This window comes from Synechococcus sp. N5 (assembly GCF_900473925.1).
Taxonomy (GTDB): domain Bacteria; phylum Cyanobacteriota; class Cyanobacteriia; order PCC-6307; family Cyanobiaceae; genus Parasynechococcus.
In genome coordinates this window covers 335,303-349,630 of record NZ_UCNI01000006.1, presented here as the reverse complement: position 1 = coordinate 349,630, position 14,328 = coordinate 335,303, and the positions used below count along the sequence as shown (strand labels likewise).

Annotated in this window: 18 protein-coding genes; 8 read left to right on the top strand and 10 right to left on the bottom strand. The window is 61.6% G+C overall.

Annotation, left to right across the window (positions count from 1 at the left end):
• Positions 1-130 precede the first annotated feature (130 nt).
• Positions 131-376, top strand: a complete 246-nt coding sequence (locus tag DXY03_RS07195; protein WP_170950888.1) for a DUF1830 domain-containing protein — start codon at positions 131-133, stop codon at positions 374-376.
• Positions 377-409: 33 nt separating this feature from the next.
• Here DXY03_RS07195 and urtE read toward each other — a convergent pair whose 3' ends face one another.
• From urtE to ureE, 8 genes are all read right to left on the bottom strand, one after another.
• Positions 410-1,120, bottom strand: coding sequence for an urea ABC transporter ATP-binding subunit UrtE (urtE, locus tag DXY03_RS07190; protein ID WP_115009797.1), 711 nt, complete (start codon positions 1,118-1,120; stop codon positions 410-412).
• Complete coding sequence (urtD, locus tag DXY03_RS07185) at positions 1,117-1,872, bottom strand: urea ABC transporter ATP-binding protein UrtD (RefSeq protein WP_115009796.1); 756 nt, start codon at positions 1,870-1,872, stop codon at positions 1,117-1,119. The genes urtE and urtD overlap by 4 nt, the downstream gene beginning before the upstream one ends.
• Positions 1,869-2,996: an urea ABC transporter permease subunit UrtC gene (urtC, locus tag DXY03_RS07180; protein ID WP_115009795.1), complete on the bottom strand. Its 1,128-nt coding sequence runs from the start codon at positions 2,994-2,996 to the stop codon at positions 1,869-1,871. Before urtC ends, urtD begins: the two co-directional genes overlap by 4 nt.
• Positions 2,997-3,000: 4 nt before the next feature.
• Positions 3,001-4,155: a branched-chain amino acid ABC transporter permease gene (locus tag DXY03_RS07175; RefSeq protein WP_115009794.1), complete on the bottom strand. Its 1,155-nt coding sequence runs from the start codon at positions 4,153-4,155 to the stop codon at positions 3,001-3,003.
• Positions 4,156-4,248: 93 nt separating this feature from the next.
• Positions 4,249-5,541, bottom strand: coding sequence for an urea ABC transporter substrate-binding protein (gene urtA / locus DXY03_RS07170; protein ID WP_115009793.1), 1,293 nt, complete (start codon positions 5,539-5,541; stop codon positions 4,249-4,251).
• Positions 5,542-5,650: 109 nt separating this feature from the next.
• Positions 5,651-6,256, bottom strand: a complete 606-nt coding sequence (ureG, locus tag DXY03_RS07165; RefSeq protein ID WP_115009792.1) for an urease accessory protein UreG — start codon at positions 6,254-6,256, stop codon at positions 5,651-5,653.
• Positions 6,256-6,927, bottom strand: a complete 672-nt coding sequence (locus DXY03_RS07160; protein WP_115009791.1) for an urease accessory protein UreF — start codon at positions 6,925-6,927, stop codon at positions 6,256-6,258. Before DXY03_RS07160 ends, ureG begins: the two co-directional genes overlap by 1 nt.
• On the bottom strand, positions 6,924-7,376 hold the full coding sequence (ureE, locus tag DXY03_RS07155; protein WP_115009790.1) for an urease accessory protein UreE: 453 nt from the start codon (positions 7,374-7,376) through the stop codon (positions 6,924-6,926). Before ureE ends, DXY03_RS07160 begins: the two co-directional genes overlap by 4 nt.
• A 105-nt stretch (positions 7,377-7,481) precedes the next feature.
• Here ureE and DXY03_RS07150 point away from each other — a divergent pair, with 105 nt between their 5' ends.
• The 7 genes from DXY03_RS07150 to DXY03_RS07120 all read left to right on the top strand — a co-directional run bounded on the left by DXY03_RS07150 (position 7,482) and on the right by DXY03_RS07120 (position 12,195).
• A complete protein-coding gene (locus tag DXY03_RS07150; RefSeq protein WP_115009983.1) occupies positions 7,482-8,417 on the top strand; it encodes an urease accessory protein UreD in 936 nt (311 codons plus the stop codon).
• Positions 8,418-8,435: 18 nt separating this feature from the next.
• The gene (locus DXY03_RS07145) at positions 8,436-8,738 is read left to right on the top strand and encodes an urease subunit gamma (protein ID WP_006851427.1); all 303 of its coding nucleotides are present in this window, start codon (positions 8,436-8,438) and stop codon (positions 8,736-8,738) included.
• Between the two features lie 10 nt (positions 8,739-8,748).
• On the top strand, positions 8,749-9,069 hold the full coding sequence (locus DXY03_RS07140; RefSeq protein WP_115009789.1) for an urease subunit beta: 321 nt from the start codon (positions 8,749-8,751) through the stop codon (positions 9,067-9,069).
• Positions 9,070-9,072: 3 nt separating this feature from the next.
• On the top strand, positions 9,073-10,782 hold the full coding sequence (gene ureC, locus DXY03_RS07135) for an urease subunit alpha (protein ID WP_115009788.1): 1,710 nt from the start codon (positions 9,073-9,075) through the stop codon (positions 10,780-10,782).
• Positions 10,779-11,537, top strand: coding sequence for a type 1 glutamine amidotransferase (locus DXY03_RS07130; protein WP_115009787.1), 759 nt, complete (start codon positions 10,779-10,781; stop codon positions 11,535-11,537). The genes ureC and DXY03_RS07130 overlap by 4 nt, the downstream gene beginning before the upstream one ends.
• 191 nt (positions 11,538-11,728) lie before the next feature.
• A complete protein-coding gene (locus DXY03_RS07125; RefSeq protein WP_115009786.1) occupies positions 11,729-11,896 on the top strand; it encodes a DUF4278 domain-containing protein in 168 nt (55 codons plus the stop codon).
• An 80-nt stretch (positions 11,897-11,976) separates the two neighbouring features.
• Positions 11,977-12,195, top strand: a complete 219-nt coding sequence (locus DXY03_RS07120; protein ID WP_115009785.1) for a hypothetical protein — start codon at positions 11,977-11,979, stop codon at positions 12,193-12,195.
• Between the two features lie 84 nt (positions 12,196-12,279).
• On the opposite strand, the gene DXY03_RS07115 is transcribed toward DXY03_RS07120, so the two are convergent.
• Together DXY03_RS07115 and DXY03_RS07110 are read right to left on the bottom strand one after the other, a co-directional pair.
• On the bottom strand, positions 12,280-12,954 hold the full coding sequence (locus DXY03_RS07115) for a DUF1028 domain-containing protein (protein WP_115009784.1): 675 nt from the start codon (positions 12,952-12,954) through the stop codon (positions 12,280-12,282).
• A complete protein-coding gene (locus DXY03_RS07110; protein WP_115009783.1) occupies positions 12,951-14,240 on the bottom strand; it encodes a Zn-dependent hydrolase in 1,290 nt (429 codons plus the stop codon). The genes DXY03_RS07115 and DXY03_RS07110 overlap by 4 nt, the downstream gene beginning before the upstream one ends.
• Positions 14,241-14,328: the final 88 nt, after the last annotated feature.

The window sequence follows — 14,328 nt, the reverse complement described above, 5'->3', positions numbered from 1 at the left end:
GTCGATACACAATCGACCAACTCTGTATCAACTCATCTGTATCAAATCTAAAGGGGTGCTGATTCGGTGACCAATCAAACACTCCTCTTGTCTTAAGACCACGAGATTGGCATCATTCTAGGTGCTCAAGATGATTGAATGTGTTTATCAAAACGACACCAGCCGAATGGTGATCGTGAAATGCATTGGTGCTGACCACTTCTACCGAGAGAAGGTGGTGATGCCCACAGAGGTCTTTTGGTTCGAAGCCCCCGAGGATGCGCGCCTGGAAATCTGGAAAATGTCGATGACAGGGCAGATGCTGCACGTGCGTGCCGACGTGAGCGATTACGCCATGAATGAAGAGCCTGCAACAGAATCAATCTGGGCCAGCTGACCTGACCCAGAAGAAGCCATCACGAGCGAAGCTCTACACGCTCAGGAACTGATCAACAACCGTCTGGCTGAGTTCACTGGTTGAGCCACTGGCAACAATGCCGCCCCGCTGCATCGCGTAATAGCGATCAGCCTGGCGAACGAAGTGGAGATGTTGCTCCACCAGCAACACCCCGATCCCGGTGTCGGCAATGATCCGCCGAACAGCAGCTTCAATGTCTTGAACAATGTTGGGCTGAATGCCCTCCGTGGGCTCATCCAACAGCAGCAACTTTGGCTTGCCAAGCAACGCACGGGCGATAGCCAATTGTTGTTGCTGACCCCCACTCAAATCACCGCCCTTACGCGGTAGAAACTCCTGAAGGATCGGAAACAGCTCATACACAAATGGATCAATGTGGCGATGCCGGGCCAATCCACCCGGCAACGCCTCCATCCCCAAAAGCAAGTTTTCTTCCACCGTGAGCTGGGGGATGATCTCGCGACCTTGCGGCACATAACCAATCCCGGCCCGAGCCCGCTGATGCGGTGCCTGACGATCCAATTGAGCACCGTCGAACGCCATGGTTCCGGAGCGGGGGCGCAACAGACCGATCAGCGATTTCAACAGGGTGGTTTTACCCACACCATTGCGGCCGATCAGACAAACCATCTCCCCCGATTTCACGCTGAGATCAACATCCCGAAGAATGTGACTTTCGCCGTAAAAGGTGTTGAGGCCTTGGATCTCCAGCAGATTCGTCATTGGTTCTCCTCCTCAGTGGTGCCGAGATAAACCTCAATCACCCGGGGATCGGCCTGCACCTGATTCATCGTGCCCTCACAGAGGACATGGCCCTGGTGCAGCACCGTCACCGGACTTTCAAGCCGTCGAATGAATTCCATGTCGTGCTCAATCACCAGCACGGTGTGATCCCCGGCCAACGACTTGAGCAGATCCGCCGTCAGATCGGTCTCCTCATCCGTGAGCCCAGCCACCGGCTCGTCCACCAGCAACAGGTCGGGATCCTGACCCACAAGCATGGCGATCTCAAGCCACTGCTTCTGGCCGTGGGACAACGACCCAGCTGCCCAATCGGCACGGTTCTGCAGATTGACGATGCTCATCAAGTGATGAACACGATCGCGCTGCTCCCCATTCAGGCCCCCCACCAGCAATGACCAAGGCTGCTTCGGCTGGCTGACCGCTAAAGCCAAGTTCTCCTGAACGCTGAGCTTCTCGAAAACACGAGGGCTCTGAAACTTGCGGCCGATGCCAAAGCGCGCGATGCGGTGCTCGCGCGTTCCCACTAAGGAGCGTCCTTTGAAGACCACATCCCCTTCCGTGGGAGCGGTCTTGCCGGTGATCACATCCAGGAACGTGGTCTTGCCGGCTCCATTCGGGCCGATCACGGCGCGCAGCTCCCCAGGCTGAAGGCTGAGGTTGAGATCGCGCAGCGCCAAAAAGCCATCAAAACTGACGGTGATTTGGCGCAACTCCAATAAAGCCGTGCTCATGACTGAACCTCTTCCTGACCTTCAAGATCGAGACGTGGATAGGTCTCACTCCGACGGGCAATGCCGAATCGGTTGAGCCAGTTGCGAGGGCCATCGCCTCGGAACCAGCCAATGACGCCCTCCGGCAAGGCCGTCACCACGAGGATGAACAGGCCCCCTTGGATGAACAGCCAACTTTGGGGGAGAGCTTCGCTCACCAAACTCTTGGCGTAGTTGATAGCCACAGCGCCAAGGATCGCTCCCACGAGCGTGCCTCGACCGCCCACAGCAACCCAGATCACCATCTCAATCGAGAAGGGAACGGTCATGTACTGCGGCGAAACGATGCCCGACTGAACGGTGTAAAGCGCACCACCGATGCCTGCCAAACCACCAGCGATGGCGAAGACGATCGTCTTGAACAGGGTTGGGTTGTAACCGGCAAAGCGCAGCCGGGGTTCGTCATCGCGAATAGCGATCAACACGTCTCCAAACCGGCCCCGCACCACCCAGCGCAGAAACAGCCAGGCCAGGATCACCACCACAGAGGTCAACCAGAAGAATCCCCGCTGCATCTCCGGGGAACCCACCATCTGGCCGAACAGCTCGGTCACATCGGTTTTAAGACCGTTGGTGCCGTTGATCAGCTTCTGCTGGCCGTTAAAGAAATTGAAGAAAACAAGCAGGGCCGCCTGGGTGAGGATCGAGAAATAGACCCCCTTGATCCGGTTACGGAACACCAGGTTGCCGAGCACGGCAGCCAGCACGGCTGGAACCAGCCAGATCGCCACCAAGGTGAACAGCGGGGAATGGAACGGCTCCCAGAAGGCAGGCAACCGATCCACGCCATACAGGCTGAAGAACTCGGGAATGCCATTGGGCAGATCACCCGAGCTGTTGAGCTGCAGGTACATCGCCATGGCGTAACCGCCGAGGGCAAAAAAGATGCCCTGGCCAAGGCTGAGCAACCCGGTGAAGCCCCAGATCAAATCGATACCCAGGGCAACGATCGCCAATGAAAGGAAGCGACCCAACAGATTCAGCCGAAACACCGGCAAAACAGCGGGCGCGGCAACGATGGCCGCAACGATCACCACCCAAAGGATGATCAAAGGCCAACGGCGTTGTTGAAAGGCTTGGAACATCAGATCAGGCCTCCACCATGCGTCCTTTTTGCGGGAACAGACCCGCGGGACGGAATTGAAGGAACACCACGATCAGAGCGAACACCATCACCTGGGCCATGCTCGTGGTGGCGAAGAAATTCACCGCGCCGGCCAGGGGAGCTGGCATGTCAGGCCAGATCGTCAGCAGACGTCCAGCACCGATCAAGTCGGTGAGCAGGCCAATGGCAAAGGACGCGAGCACGGTGCCCAAGAGGTTTCCGACGCCACCGAGCACCACCACCATGAAGCAGCCCACGATGTAGGAGCCGCCCACGTTGGGGCCCACCGAACCCAGCAGGGAAACAGCAACCCCCGCCACACCGGCCAAACCGGAGCCGATGCCAAAGGTGAGCACATCAACGGTGTCGGTGGGGATGCCAAGGCAATCACTCATCGAACGGTTCTGAGTCACAGCACGAATACGCATTCCCCACACGCTTTTGTTGAGGAACCACGTCACCCCAACCACCGCAACGATGGTGATCACGATGATCACCAGGCGCGGCACGGGAAAGGTGATTTCCATGAATTCGATCCCGCCGCGCATCCATTTGGGTGCCGTCACATCCACATTGCGGGAGGTGGCCCTGGCGATGCGGCTGATTTGTGAGGCCAGGCCACCGGCCAGCAGCACACCGCCCAGAGCTGAAACAGCCCAACTCCCCGCACGCACCAAACGAGCTCGAGGTCCAGAGAGGAGAGAGGAGGGAAGCAGCAGCGGCAGGCCAAAGCCCAGCACCAGCGCAAGGATCAGGCCGGCGGCGTGGGCCAGGGCAACACTCCGCACGAACTGCTGAAGAATCAAGCTGACGCCCCAGGTCGCGAGCAGGGTCTCCAGCGGGTTGCCGTAGAGCCGGCGAATCACGGTACGTTCCAGCAGGATGCCGACCACACCGCTGACGATGAAAGCCAGGGGAAGCGCCACCAGCACGTAGGCGTTGTAAACCGGCTGCAGCGCAGGCAGCTTGAAGATCAGCTGCACCACGTAGGTGGTGTAGGCCCCAAGCATGATCAGCTCACCATGGGCGAGGTTGATCACGCCCATGAGGCCGAAGACAATGGCCAGTCCGAGGGCGGCCATCAGCAGCACCGAGCCGATGGCAACACCGTTGAACAGGCTTTCGAGAAGCAGTTGCACGGACGTGTGAAACGAAGCGTTCAATGAAACGACGAAAGGAGGAGCCCGTCACCGGGCTCCTCCCTGAAGAGCAATCAGGCTGTGGTCAGAAGATCAGAGCTTGTACTTCTCACCCTTGGCGGCGTCGGTCCAGTCGCAAGCGAAGCCCTTGGAGCTGGGCTCGAACTGGTTCCAGGCCTGAGGAGCCACGGGGCCATCGGTGGATTCGAGGATCTCGAACTGGCCGTCAGCAGTGATCTGGCCGATGCGCACGGTCTGGGAAAGATGGTGATTGGGCATCACCTTCACAGGTCCCTGAGGAGCGTCAAACTCGATGCCGACCAGGGCCTCACGCACCTTGTCGTCGTCGAAGCTGTTGGCTTTCTCGACAGCCTTCTTCCAGAGGTAGACCATGTTGTAGGCCGACTCCTGAGGGTCAGCGACCTGGCGGTCGGCGCCGTACTTGGCCTTGAAGTCAGCAGCGAACTTCTTGGATGCCGGGGTGTCGATCGACATCATGTAGTTCCAAGCGCCGTAGTGGCCCTCAAGGAACTCAGAACCGATGGTGCTGATCTCCTCTTCCGCGATGGAGTAGCTCATCACGTAGTAGCCGTTATCGGGGGTGATGCCGGCGTCCTGAATCTGCTTGAAGAAGGCGACGTTCTGGTCACCATTCAGGGTGTTGATGATCACACCACCGTCAGGCAGGGCCTTCTTGATCTTGGCGATGATCGGAGCAACCTCGGTGTTGCCCAGGGGCAGGTAGTCCTCACCGACCACTTCTCCACCCAGGGACTTGAGCTGTTCCTTGGTGATGGTGTTGGAGGTGCGGGGGAAGACGTAGTCCGAACCCACGAGGAAGAAGGGCTTGCCAGCGGCAGGCGACTTCTCATACATGAACTTGGTGGCAGGCTCCGACTGCTGGTTCGGAGTGGCACCGGTGTAGAAGATGTTGTTGGAACACTCCTGACCCTCGTACTGAATCGGGTAGTAGAGGAAAGCGTTCTTCGACTCGTACACAGGCAGCATCGCCTTGCGGCTGGCGGAGGTCCAGCCACCGAAGACCACGGGCACCTGGTCCTGGTCGATCAGCTTCTTGGACTTCTCAGCGAAGGTGGGCCAATCGGAGGCACCGTCCTCGACGATGTACTCGATCTTGTACTTCTTGCCATCAACTTCAACGCCACCAGCGGCGTTGATCTCATCGATCGCCATTTTCTCGGTGTCCACTAGGGTGGACTCGGAGATGGCCATGGTGCCGGTCAGCGAGTGCAGGATGCCGACGGTGACGCTGTCGTCGTAGTCAACGTTGGCAGCCTTGTCACCGCCACCGCATGCGGTCACGGCAAGGCCCAGCGATGCCGCGGCCATGCCGGCGAACAGACGCTTAGAGAGAGAAGAGCTCATGGTGTTCCAAAACAGGAATGTGCCTGACGGCAGCTGATGGAAGGTACGGATCAGCGCGTCCTGGCTTTGGTATCAAGAAGAACTAAATAGCGAGCCCAGCAGCAGCGGATCAACGATTCGGTAGCTGTTGCAACAGGAACCCCACCACCTGCTCCAGGCCTTCGCCGCTGTGGAGATTGGTGAAACACCAAGGCCGGTCTCCCCGCATCCGCCGGGTGTCCTGTTCCATCACTGAAAGATCGGCACCAACCTGGGGAGCCAGATCAATCTTGTTGATCACCAGTAGGTCAGAGCGGGTGATGCCAGGCCCTCCTTTACGGGGGATCTTGTCGCCTGCCGCCACATCAATCACGTAGATGCAGAGATCCACCAGTTCCGGACTGAAGCTCGCCGCCAGGTTGTCGCCGCCGCTCTCAACCAGAACAAGATCGAGATTCGGAAACTGCGTCTCCAGCTCCGCCACGGCAGCTCGGTTGATCGAGCAGTCTTCACGGATCGCTGTGTGAGGGCAACCACCGGTCTCCACGCCACGGATCCGCTCTGGATCCAGGGCACCCGCACGGGTGAGGAACTGGGCATCCTCCTGGGTGTAGATGTCGTTGGTGACCACCGCGAGCTGGAGCTCATCGCGCAAGCGGCGACAGAGGGCCTCCACCAGTGCGGTCTTGCCGGATCCCACAGGGCCCGCCACCCCCAGGCGCAGTTTGCTGCTCATCAGCTTCGAAACAGGCGTGAATACAGCTCAGCATGGGCAAGCTGCGCCATGCCCGCACCCACACCGCTGCTCCAGAGCTGCTGGGGATCGGCCGCCTGGAGCTGCTGCGCTTGGGAGGCAATCAGCGGCAGCAGCCGCTGTTGCAGCACCTGCGCTCGGGAGGGACCCAACGGCAGCAGCCGCACCGAGGCACTGAGCTGATTGGCAACCCAGCCGTAGAGGTACCCCTCCACCATGTCTCCCCCTGAAACCGACAAGCGCACAGCAGCCCAGGCCCAGGCCGCTGGCCAGCTCAGGGCCACAGGTTCAGGCAGGTCGTGCCCCATATCCGACATCAACTGCAGCAGCGACATCCCCATCTGACGCTGCTGCGCTCGCAACTCCGCGGCCTCGCGGGTGGCCAACAGCCAACCATCAAGATCGATCAGGCGCCCCTTGGCCGCCGCATCGGCCTGGGTGGACCACCCCACCAAAGCCTCCGCCAGAGGCCTTAATGCCGCGGCTTCCAGCCGCACCGCGCCCCGTTGAAGTTCAGCCTCCAACCAAACCTGGATGGCCTGCTCATCGGCGATGGAGCCCGCCTGAATCAACACCTCCAGCCCCTCTGAATAGCTGAAGGCACCCACGGGCAGGGCAGGGCTGACCAGTTGCAGCAACGCAAGGGACGTCATCCGTGCTGATGGCCTCCATAGGCACCGCCTTCGGGGGCAAACGGCTGCAGACAGCGGCTGACCGTCAATCCACGGCCTTCCAGCATCGTGGCGAGAACGGAATCCTCCGGCAGCAACAGCTCCTGCTCATGCAGCTCCAGGGCGACATGGCGATTGCCCAGGTGATAAGCCGCCTGCAACAGCTCCAGGGGATGCGATCCCTGCACCCGCAGCAACGCCTCCGGCGCTGCCGTCACCTCCACAACGGTCGAACCGGACTGATCCCCCAACAAGTCACCGGGCTGGAGAGAACCCTCACGGGGCAACTGCAGAAGCACCGGACGACCGCAGGAGGTGGTGCGACGGCCCCGCAGCACCGTGCGCTCTTCGGCCGTTAACGGCAACTGAAGAGTGGCCGTGGCACTGCTGTTCTGAAGGCGCTGCTCCAACACGACCACCGCATCCGTCACCAGCAGCTCCTCTCCAGTTCCACAACAAAAGCGTGCCGATCAATCAGCAGCGCTTTGGTGTGCATTGCTACAGAGTTGAAGCCGGTGGCGGCGGAGCGTGAGGCCATGCAACGTCTCGACCCCTGGCACGGCCGCTGCGACCTGCAGTTTCATGCCACCAACGGCAGCACCAAACACCAGGGGGGCTGCACGGCTCCGTTCAAACTGCTCCGCAGTGAACGCGGTGAAGACGGACGCTGCGAGCTGCCGGTGCTGCACACCGCCGGAGGCCTGGTGGGAGGCGATCAACTCAGCCTGGACTTCAAGCTTGAGGCCAACAGCCGCGGCCTGATCACCAGCGTGGCGGCGCAGAAGGTTTACGGGTCGATCGGCCGCAGCCGCCTGCAACCCGAGGGCTGCTTTGCCCATCAACAGGTGCGCTGCTCACTGGCCAGCGGCAGTGACTTCGAATGGCTGCCGCAGGAACTGGTGCTGTACGCCGATGCCCTGTTCGAGCAGCAGCTGACGGTGACCCTGCCCGAGGACGCCTCCTTTCTCAGTGCAGAGATCGTGCGCTTAGGCCGAACCGCCGCCGGCGAAACCCTGCAGCAGGGACGGTGGCGCTCGAGCCTCACCATTCAGCGCCTCGCAGGCAACAGCTCAACCTGGGAGCTGGCGGATCGAGTGGAGCTCGGCGGCGCCAGCCTGGACAGCCCGCATGGGTTGGGAGGCGCGCCGGTATTCGGAACACTGGTTTGGGCCGCACCGATGGCCATGGGTGCCGAAACAACAACATCACTGCTAGAGGGAGCGCGGGCCGACAGCGAAGGCCTGACGGGCACAATGCGCTGCGGCGCCCTGAATCAGGGCCTGATCGCCCGCTATTCCGGCGAGTCGAGCCGTGATGCCCGCTTCTGGTTCAGCCGGATCTGGGAGCGAACGCGAACGATCCGGGGGCTGACACGGCCTCGCATCCCCAGGGTATGGCCCCTGCAGGAACAGCCTCTGCGCCGACAAACGTCCACTGTGAACGCTTTCGAGGCTGCAGCGGAGACACACTGAAGAAGACCGAGCTTCGCCATGCATCTCAGTCCCCAGGAAAAGGACAAGCTCCTGATCGTGACCGCGGCACTGCTTGCTGAGCGGCGCTTGAACCGTGGCCTGAAGCTCAACCACCCCGAAGCGGTGGCCTGGCTCAGTTTTCTGGTGCTGGAAGGTGCCCGTGACGGCAAGAGCGTGGCGGAGCTGATGCAGGAAGGCACCACCTGGCTGCGTCAGGACCAGGTGATGGAAGGCGTGCCCGAGCTAGTCCATGAGGTGCAGATCGAGGCCGTCTTTCCCGATGGCACCAAGCTCGTCACCCTGCACGACCCGATTCGCTGAGGCAGAACCCATGGCACCTCTCATCCCAGGCGAACTGCTCCCCGAACCGGGTGAACTGGAGCTGAATGCAGGCCGACCCGTCACCACACTGAGCGTCTCCAACAGCGGCGACCGGCCGGTGCAGGTGGGCTCCCATTTCCATTTCGCCGAAGCCAATGCCGCCCTGCAGTTCGACCGGGCCGCAGCCCGCGGTCAACGGCTCGACATCCCCGCCGGCACCGCCATCCGCTTCGAACCCGGCGACAGCCGCGACGTGAACCTGATTCCCTTCGCCGGTGCGCGACGCGTCATCGGCTTCAACGGCCAGATCAACGGACCCCTCGACGCCTGACCCATGCCCTACCGCATCTCCCGCCAGGCCTACGCCGAGACCTACGGACCCACCACCGGCGACAGGGTTCGCCTGGCCGACACCGATCTGATTCTGGAAGTCGAAAAGGATTACACCGTCTACGGCGATGAGGTGAAGTTCGGCGGCGGCAAGGTGATCCGCGACGGCATGGGCCAATCCCAGACCCCTCGAGCCGAGGGCGCCGTCGACACGGTGATCACCAATGCCCTGATCCTCGACTGGTGGGGCATCGTCAAAGCCGATGTCGGCCTCAAGGACGGCCGCATCGTTGGCATCGGCAAAGCCGGCAACCCCGACACCCAGGAAGGGGTGACGATCGTGGTGGGCCCAGGCACCGAAGCCATCGCTGGGGAGGGCCACATCCTCACGGCCGGTGGCATCGACACCCACATCCACTTCATCTGCCCCCAGCAGATCGAAACGGCCCTGGCCAGCGGCGTTACCACCCTGATGGGCGGCGGCACCGGACCGGCAACAGGCACCAATGCCACCACCTGCACCCCCGGCGCCTTCCACATCGGACGGATGCTCCAAGCCGCCGAAGGTTTGCCGGTGAACCTGGGCTTCTTCGGCAAAGGCAACGCCAGCACCCCGGAAGCGCTGGAAGAACAGGTGCGCGCCGGTGCCTGCGGCCTGAAGCTGCACGAAGACTGGGGCACCACGCCCGCCACCATCGATGCCTGCCTGTCGGTGGCCGATCGGATGGATGTGCAGGTGTGCATCCACACCGACACCTTGAACGAAGCCGGCTTCGTGGAAGACACGATCGCCGCCATCAAGGGACGCACCATCCACACCTTCCACACCGAAGGCGCCGGCGGCGGCCATGCCCCGGACATCATCAAGATCTGCGGCGAGGCCAACGTGCTGCCCAGCAGCACCAACCCCACCCGGCCCTACACCCGCAACACGCTCGAGGAGCACCTCGACATGCTGATGGTGTGCCACCACCTCGATCCGAAGATCCCCGAGGATGTGGCCTTCGCCGAATCGAGGATCCGGCGCGAAACGATCGCCGCCGAAGACATCCTTCACGACCTCGGCGCCTTCTCAATCATCGCCAGCGACTCGCAGGCCATGGGCCGCGTGGGCGAGGTGATCACCCGCACCTTCCAAACCGCCCACAAGATGAAGGTGCAGCGCGGTGCCCTGCCGGAAGATTCCGCTCGCAACGACAACCACCGCCTCAAGCGTTACATCGCCAAGGTGACGATCAACCCGGCGTTGGCTCACGGCATCAGCACCGAGGTGGGGTCGATCGAAACCGGCAAGCTCGCCGATCTGGTGCTTTGGAAGCCTGGCTTCTTCGGCATTCGCCCGGAACTGGTGGTGAAGGGGGGTTCGATCGTCTGGGCCCAGATGGGCGATGCCAACGCCTCGATTCCCACCCCAGGCCCGGTGCACGGCCGGCCGATGTTCGGCGCCTTCGGCAAAGCTCTCGCGCCCAGTTGTCTCACCTTCGTGAGCGAAGCGGCGATGGATGCCGACATCCAACGCCAGCTGGGGCTGGAGCGCACCTGCATGGCGGTGAAGGACACCCGCAGCGTGGGCAAGAGCGCCCTCAAGCTGAATTCAGCGCTGCCCAAGGTGAGCGTGGACCCACAGACCTATGAGGTATTCGCCGACGGTGAGCTGCTCACCTGTGAGCCGGCCGAGGTGCTGCCCCTCGCCCAGCGCTACCTGCTGCTTTGAGCCCCACGCTGCTGGTGGTCCAACACGTGGACCACGAAGACGCCGCACTGGTGGAAGAGCTGGCGCGGCAGCGGGGCCTGACACTCGAGATCCTGAGGCCCGACCGGGGCGACCCACTGCCGGACCCCAGGGCGTGTGCCAACAGCATCGCCCTTGTGCTCGGTGGCCCAATGAGCGTGAACGATCACGACCAACCAGGCATGGACTGGTTGAGGGAGGAACTGGACTGGTTGAGGGCCTGGCACCAGCAACGCCGACCGGTGCTGGGCATCTGCCTCGGGGCGCAGCTCTTGGCTGTGGCTGCAGGGGGCAGCGTTCAACCGCTGCAGGTAGGAGCACCACCGCAGCAACTGAAGGAACTGGGGCTCGGCGCGATCCACTGGGTCGCGGATCCCAGTGATGAGGCCCTGCTCAAAGGGCAACCACGCAGCACTCTGGTGCTGCATTGGCATGGTGATCGCATCCACCTCCCGGCTGATGCAACCCTGCTGGGTTCTTCACTGCACTGCGCCGAACAGGTGTTTCGGATCGGAGCCCACGCCATTGGCCTGCAATGCCACCTCGAGATCGACGGCGATGCGCTGGAACGCTGGATCGCCAACGACCACGACTACGTGGTGAACGCCCTTGGAGCTGAAGGGCCCGATCGCCTGACCCAGGACTGGCGCAGGCTGGGCACCACGCTCCAGGAACAAGGCCGAAACTTCTTCAATGCTGTGCTCAATCAACTGATTGAGATCAGCCAGACCCACTAATTCCTACGCACAAAAATAAATAAAACCAAAAACTTTTCTGAAGAGGTATCAACCTGAACATCACTTCGGCATTTGCAAGAGCTTCAATATTTCTGTAGCAACAGCTACCGATCGTTCACTTCGCATCGCGCGAAGCGCAGTTCGCCTCAGGCCATGGAACGGGGACCTGAGCTTGCTTCGAGGACCATCCAATGACCACCCTTCTCTATCGCGGGCATCAGTACCAGCAAAACAACGCCACTCAGGGCAAGCCCGGGGTGCAGCTCGTGTACCGCCGCAACGTGTACCAAGCCCGCCAGATCAACAACCACCGCACTCCGGTGCAGCTGATTTACCGGGGCGTGCGCTACACGCGCTAGGCCAACTTCTTAATCCGTAGCAACTCGAACATTCCAGTTCCGAGGATTGAGGCGTAATAGATCCAGCTTCAGCTAAGACGTTGGATCTCATCACCTCTCGCCTCGACCAAGGCCTCGTGCAAGTGAGTCCCTCCAGCGTGCATGGCGTGTTCTGGCTGCAGACCCACTTTCCGTCTCAGGAATGGGATGCCCTGCTGTCTGGACAAGCCGCCTTTGGCATGGATTGCATCGATGACCTGATCACCGACGCACGTCAGGCCGGCCTGAACGTGGAGTGGGAAGCATCCGTCCCTAGCTGAACAAGCCTGAATTGAATTCCTGAAAAAGCCCCGCACACGGCTGTGTTGCAGGGCTTTTTTAATGGCGTCAACGACGCAGTAAGTTCAAGCCACCAAGCGGTTGAGCATCGGCAACTCAGACAGTTCATCCCTCCACTCCTGGGCCCAGAGGGCCTGACTGCGCTCATACACCTCCATCAATTGCTCCACGGCGCGCTCGTGGAAATCAACGCGCAGATCCAACAGCGGGAAAGCCGCTTCTCCGCTCACCTGCACCGCCGCTGACGTGCAGAAGGGAGAACGATGGTCACCACCGGCCGCTTCCCCGGCCAGCAGAGCCATCATCAGGCGGCGGCCGAGTTTCAAGCTGGGGTCGCTGGTGAGAAAGGCCTGCTCCATGGCTGCCAGCACGCCCTCATCCACCAAGCAATTGCCGGCAACAGACAGATCACGCTGATGGCGATGCCCTGCCCAAGGGCCGCAATCCTGCCCCGTCCAACAGGCCGTACGACCGTCCAGATCGATCAGGTGAAACTGACGCCGGTCGCGGTGCTGATCATCCGCAAGAAGGCTGGTGAGAACACTCTCGGCATCCGAACTCTGCTCCAGGCGCTCAAGGCCACAAATCCCCAGATACGGATTGGTGTGGGCCTGGGTGGCGACGGCACCAACCCCGGCGCGGATGTGAGGCACGGTGGATCCAACGGCCAGATGACAGGTGGCAACGGCCACACCAAAGCGACCGTTGCTGGGGTCCCGGGCCAGGATCGAAAAGGTCACGGCAGCTGACGGTCGAGCCGCAGCAACGTTTCCAGCAGCACCGCGGTGCCCGCCCAGCACTGCTCGTCACTGGTGAACTCTGCAGCGGAATGACTCAGGCCGCCCCGGCTGGGCACAAAAATCATGCCCATCGGCCAACGACGGCCAACCTCCTGCGCATCGTGGCTGGCACGGCTGGGGAGATGGCTGTGGGACAAGCCGAGATCGGCCGCGGCCTCAGCGATCGTGGCCATCACCACAGCATCAGCGGGGGTGGGATCAACGCTGAACTGAGGGTCCACCGCAATCGGGCAGCCCGTTTCAGCACCGATGCGCTCCACCTGCTGCATCAACTCCTCCACCAACTGATCGAGCACGGTCGGATCCACATCCCTGAGGTCAACCGTCAGGGCAACGGCGCCAGGAACAACGTTGGCGGCATTGGGCCAAACCTCCAGTCGACCCACCGTCGCCACCGGATCTCCGGGATGACGGGAGGCCATGGAGTCGACGGCAAGAACAAGACGCGAGGCCGTCACGAGGGCGTCCTGTCGCAACCCCATCGGTGTGGTGCCGGCGTGATTGGCCTGGCCCCTCACATTGATGCTGAAGCGACGCTGACCAACAACGCCCTCCACAACACCGATGGCATCGCCGCGTTGCTCAAGAACGCCACCCTGCTCAACGTGCAACTCCAGGAAAGCGGCATAGGCCTCATCGGAGCGGCGAGCCGAGGCCAGGGAAGGCCAATGGCCGCCGATGCGCGCCAGGTTGTCCTGAATCGGCTGACCATTGCTGGTGGCAAAACTCTCAGGGTCATCGGAGGCCGTGCCCGCCAAGCCCTTGCAGCCCACCATGGTCGACTCCTCGTCGGCAAAGGCGATCAACTCGATGCCGTGCCGCAGGCGCAGGCCCTGGTCTTGAAGAGCGCGGCAGGCTTCCAGACCGGCCAACACCCCCAGGGCCCCGTCAAAACGTCCACCGGTGGGAACCGTGTCGAGGTGCGACCCGGTCACCAGGGCAGGGCGGTGGGGATCGAGGCCTTCCAGACGTCCGATCAAGTTGCCAGCGGCATCAACACGCACCTGCATGCCGAGCTGCTTCATCCAGTGGGCCAGCAACTCACGGCCTTGCACATCCTCCGGCGAGAACCCGCGTCGACACACGCTTCCGTCCGGCTTAGCGCCAATGTTGGCCAGCTGCTCAATCGTTCCGATCAGCCGGTCACGGTTCGGACGTGTGACAACTTTGCTTCGCTCAATCCCGGTTGCAGGGGTGGTCGGTGAAGCCGAGATGAGCGCTGGCAATGCAGTGACCTTCAGTTCAAATGAACAAACACCTTCTCCCGAACTGGCTGATCAGCCTGTAGCTAGCGCAACGATTTAATCCTGACCA